The organism is Ureaplasma diversum NCTC 246, from assembly GCF_000731915.1.
Lineage (GTDB): Bacteria > Bacillota_I > Bacilli_A > Mycoplasmatales > Mycoplasmoidaceae > Ureaplasma > Ureaplasma diversum.
Genome location: NZ_JFDP01000031.1, coordinates 1 through 3,370, shown reverse-complemented (window position 1 = coordinate 3,370; position 3,370 = coordinate 1). Strand labels below are relative to the sequence as shown.

Below are 3,370 nucleotides of genomic sequence, written 5' to 3'. Positions count from 1 at the left end.
ATTTTTTCATCTCTTACCTTTCTTTTTTATTTGTTTATGTACAATTATTATATTTTTAAATTTTAACAAATCAAACTTTAATTAGTACCAAGTTTAGTTAACAAAATAGTTATAAATAAACTAAAAGCTAATAAGTAGATTAAACTAATCAACAATTTAGTTGAAATAAGTATCGTTTTTATTAGAATTAGTATTAATAAACTAAATTAACAAGTTAACTAAATTGTTGATAAATCTTAAACAGAAATCTATATAAAAGTAATTAGTTAATTTAAACACTTAGTATTATAAGAATCCGTTAGTTATTTTATATATTGAATAAGTTATAATTAAAAGATAGAAATCAAGATAGTGAGGCAATAATATGGCTAATTGATTAGCAGATATTAGTTCAACATTACACCAAGCAGCAACAAATGCTGCAGCAAAAGGTGGAAGTAATTCTAACTTTTTAACAATCTTGATTATTATCATTCCCATTATTTTAATCATTGTTTTTATTGTTCGAAAAAAACGTCGTCAAAATGGGGATGGACCATCAACTGGGAATAATCAAAACAAAAGTGATACTAATGAAGTATGAACAACAATTAAGAAGTATTTACACCAAATTGATGATAAGGGGAAAGAAGTAATTGATTCATATGTAGTCAAACGTCCTGAACCACATAATACTTCACAAATGACTAAACTTCAAAAACAAGAATATAAAGAAGAAATTGAAAGAATCAAAGCTCTTAAAACAACTGATCCTAATGCTTATAAACAAGAGATGTTAAGAATCAAAAAAGAAAAAAGAGCTAAACCAAAAGAATTATATGTTGTTTTATTTACAACAAGAAATGCTAAAACAAAGGTTGTTGATGAACCACGTGCATTTGAGTGTGAAGTTAAATTAGTTAAAATCAACAAAAAAGAAAACCGTCGAGAAATCGATATTATTAAACCACTTGATTATGATCATGAAATGCGTTGAATCAAAGTGATTAAAGATAAAGATGATCAAGCTTATGCTAAGAAACTAGAAGCTGATAAGAAACGACAACAAAAAGCAATTGAACGAAAACAAGCTAAACTAAATAAAGCACAAAATCAAACAAACTAAAATAACAACTCAGATTAGTCTGGGTTATTTTGTATTAATAAGGAGTAAAAAGTAAAATGAATAAACCAAAAATTATTTTCTTTGGAACACCTCAAATTGCAAAAATAGTGCTACAACGATTATTTAGTATTAAAAACATCGATCTATTAGCTGTTGTTGCTCAACCTGATAGTATGAAAAACAGAAAAGGTGAAATTTTAAATGGTGCTGTTAAACAATTTTGTTTAGATCATCATATCCCTATTTTTCAACCAGCTAAGATTAGTACTATTTTTAATGAATTAAATGAACTTGCTCCTGATTTAATTATTACTTGTGCTTATGGTCAATTTATTCCCCAAAGTATTATAAATATCCCTAAATATAAAATTGTTAATGTACATGCATCATTACTTCCTAAATTACGTGGGGGAGCACCAATTCATTATGCAATCATTAATAATGAAAAAGAAACAGGAATAACTTTAATGCATACCATTAAAAAAATGGATGCAGGGAATATTTTATTTCAACGATCAATTCCTATTAATGATCAAACCACTACTAAAGATTTAACTCTTCAATTAGCTGAATTAGGAGCTGATATGATAGAAGATCATCTTTTTGATTTATTAGATGAAAATTTAGTTGGGGATGTTCAAGATGAAGAGTTAGTTACATTTGCATATAACATTACAAAAGAACAAACGATTATTAATTTTAATCAAAGTGCTTTAATGGTTTTAAGATTTGTAAATGGGATGTTTGATAAACCAATGGCTTTAATGGATTATAAAAACAACTTAATTAAGATTCATAAAATAGCTATTACAACAAATAAATCAACTCAAACTCCTGGAACTGTTTTTATTAAAGATAAAAAACTATATGTAGCAACAGTTGATTTTAATGTTGAATTATTATTAATTCAACTACCAAACAAAAATCCAGCTCAACCAAACCAAATCTTAAACGGTAATAATATTTTTACTTCATAAAGGGGATAGTATGGAATTTAGTGCTTCAAAGAAAAATAGTTTTAATAATCCGTTCCGTATTAATTCTCGTTTTCGTTCTTCACTTTTAGTTAAGTTTTTATATACAGCTTTTTTTGTGTTTACACCAATGCTTATTATTTTCATCTTATTGGGTGAAATTAATGCACTAGGTTTAAATGGGATTGTTGGATCAAATGCTAAATGATATGGATCTGGATTTAGTATTAATAGTGATCAAACAGTTACTTTTGCTACTAATTTTTATAAGTGAAAACCATTAGATTTTACAACTTTAAAAGCACAAACAAGCTCGGTTGATTTTCAGAAGATAATTGAATTTAGTGAAAACTTTAAACATACTAATAACCAGGAATTTGGAGTTGGTCCACTTAGTTCATATCCTGTTTGAGTAAGTATGTTTGTATGCTTGTTCGCATCTGTTTTAGTAGCTGTTATTCTTGTTTTAAAAGTTCCTAAACTAAGATGAGATATACTAACTCCAATTGTTTCTTGTTGGTTTGGGATGTTTATTTTAATCATCTCTGGTTTTGTACCAAGTGAAGTATGGGGTTATTTAGTTCGTTTTGTAATCATTGTGATTGCTTTTATTATTCCAATCATTATTATGGTTAAGATTACTAACTCTTTAATGGCACGTTCAAAACACTTTGCTGATTATACAATTGATTTATATAATGAATATAAAGATTCAGAACAATATTACCAACAAGCCGCTAAAAGCCAACTTGAACTAAAAAGAAAATCTAATCCAAAAACAAAATATAAACTAGAAAAAGAAGGAAAGAAGAAGTAACTATGGCATTTGTTGATAAGTGTACGATTACGCTTAAAGCAGGAAATGGTGGAGATGGAATTGTTTCATGACGTCGTGAAACCCATGTTCCTGAAGGTGGACCTGCTGGGGGTAATGGTGGGAATGGTGGTTCAATCTTTTTTGTTGGTGATCACAACGAAACTTCTTTAGAATCAATTAAGTTTAAAAAAATCATCAAAGCTGATCATGGAACTAAAGGTAATATTAAAAACCAACATGGAGCAAATGCAGAACATGTTTATGTTAAACTTCCCCTTGGAACAGTTGTTTATGATGCTAAAACAAATGAAATAATTGCTGATGTATCTGTTGATAAACAAACTTATTTAATAGCTTCTGGGGGAATGGGTGGATTTGGTAATACCCATTTTAAATCAGCTTTTAATAAAGCACCTAATTTATATGAACGAGGGGAATTAGGAGAAGAAATTGTTGTTAATCTAGAATTAAAAA

General features: G+C 28.0%; 3 protein-coding genes and 1 pseudogene. All 4 read left to right on the top strand.

Annotated elements, in window-relative coordinates:
• The first annotated feature begins 364 nt into the window (after nt 1-364).
• Nucleotides 365-1,105 (top strand): DUF5385 family protein, encoded by a 741-nt coding sequence (locus UDIV_RS01130; protein WP_051749380.1) that lies wholly within the window; start codon nt 365-367, stop codon nt 1,103-1,105.
• 56 nt (nt 1,106-1,161) lie between these two features.
• Complete coding sequence (gene fmt / locus UDIV_RS01125; RefSeq protein WP_038102114.1) at nt 1,162-2,082, top strand: methionyl-tRNA formyltransferase; 921 nt, start codon at nt 1,162-1,164, stop codon at nt 2,080-2,082.
• Between the two features lie 10 nt (nt 2,083-2,092).
• On the top strand, nt 2,093-2,896 hold the full coding sequence (locus UDIV_RS01120; protein ID WP_231428073.1) for a hypothetical protein: 804 nt from the start codon (nt 2,093-2,095) through the stop codon (nt 2,894-2,896).
• A 2-nt stretch (nt 2,897-2,898) separates the two neighbouring features.
• Nucleotides 2,899-3,370, top strand: a pseudogene (locus UDIV_RS01115) (GTPase ObgE); the annotation flags it as partial.